The organism is Lactobacillus sp. UMNPBX15, from assembly GCF_002553785.1.
GTDB lineage: Bacteria > Bacillota > Bacilli > Lactobacillales > Lactobacillaceae > Lactobacillus > Lactobacillus crispatus.
In genome coordinates, this window is the sequence record NZ_PCYV01000079.1 from 1 (window position 1) to 824 (window position 824).

The window sequence follows — 824 nt, forward strand, 5'->3', positions numbered from 1 at the left end:
AATGGTGTTCAAGCTATTAAGAACATGACAATTCCAACATCTTCTAAGACCAAGAATGACGCTAATAGTGATCTCGATACCACAGCAGCAGCTGCTAAGAAGGCCATCGATGAAACTTCAGGTTTAACTGAGGATCAAAAGAAAACAGCAAAGGATCAAATTGACCAAGCTGTTGCTGGTGCTAAAGAAAACATCAAGAATGCTTCTGATAACACAGGTGTTGCAGGTGCAACGGATGCAGGTAAGCTCGCAATCGACAAGGTAAGTGCAAAGGCTGCAATTGATGGAGCACTGGCTGAAAAGAATAATTCAATTGATGATGCTCCTAACCTGACTGATGAAGAAAAGCAAGCTGTGAAGGATCAAGCTAATAAAGCTGCAGATAGTGCCAAGACTGCCATTAGCAATGCATCAACTGTCACTGCTGTTGAATCAGCGCAAACCAATGGTGTTCAAGCTATTAAGAACATGACAATTCCAACATCTTCTAAGACCAAGAATGACGCTAATAGTGATCTCGATACCACAGCAGCAGCTGCTAAGAAGGCCATCGATGAAACTTCAGGTTTAACTGAGGATCAAAAGAAAACAGCAAAGGATCAAATTGACCAAGCTGTTGCTGGTGCTAAAGAAAACATCAAGAATGCTTCTGATAACACAGGTGTTGCAGGTGCAACGGATGCAGGTAAGCTCGCAATCGACAAGGTAAGTGCAAAGGCTGCAATTGATGGAGCACTGGCTGAAAAGAATAATTCAATTGATGATGCTCCTAACCTGACTGATGAAGAAAAGCAAGCTGTGAAGGATCAAGCTAATAAAGCTGC

At 42.2% G+C, this 824-nt stretch carries 1 protein-coding gene; it reads left to right on the forward strand.

The genetic code is table 11. The features are described from left to right. Nucleotides 1–824 (forward strand): DUF1542 domain-containing protein (locus CP366_RS10345; protein WP_143469307.1); only part of this gene is annotated, 824 nt, incomplete at both ends.